1 protein-coding gene and 1 pseudogene are annotated in these 498 nt (G+C 75.3%); both read right to left on the bottom strand.

What is annotated here, in order from left to right; genetic code table 11:
* Positions 1-96: twin-arginine translocation signal domain-containing protein (locus D3D02_RS19135; protein ID WP_121571368.1), on the bottom strand; the 96-nt coding region annotated here is incomplete at its 3' end.
* A pseudogene (locus D3D02_RS19130) lies at positions 93-498 on the bottom strand (hypothetical protein); the annotation flags it as partial. The gene D3D02_RS19135 and the pseudogene D3D02_RS19130, both read right to left, overlap by 4 nt.

The raw sequence follows: 498 nt of genomic DNA, 5'->3' as shown, positions 1-498 counted from the left end.
GGTGAACGGGAGGCCGGAACAGCCGGCGACCGCCGCCGCGCCCGCGGTCGCGACCCCGGCGAGGAACCGTCGCCGGGACCCGCCCTCTTCGGTCACGTGCCATCACCCCTCGAGTCGGCCGACGAGGCGTTGAACGCGGCCGGCGGCTCCCGCCGCAGGCAGGAGCCGCTCATGCCCCTCCCGCTCCCGGTCGAGTGGTCGGCGGCGACCGGGAGCCGGATCGCGAACCCGACCGTGTGGATCGCGTCCGCGTCGCACTCGACGTCGGCCGGGCGGTACGCCCGGCAGAAGTCTGCGTGGGGGTGGAGGTCGCCGTCCGCAAGCTCGTCCGGCTCGACCGACACGGACCGGAACCGCACCTCCCGACACGCCCGCACCGGCATCGAGAGGAGGTACGCCGACGCCGACTCGAAGTCGGTCGCGGCGAGGAACGTCCGGAGCCGTTCGCCCGCGCCCGTCCCGGCGAACGTGAGCTCGTCGAGCTCCGACGCCGCGACC

Source organism: Halobellus sp. Atlit-38R (assembly GCF_003665925.1).
GTDB lineage: Archaea > Halobacteriota > Halobacteria > Halobacteriales > Haloferacaceae > Haloquadratum > Haloquadratum inordinatus.
The sequence above is the reverse complement of the archived record's forward strand: the minus strand, read 5'-3'. Positions and strand labels throughout refer to the sequence as shown.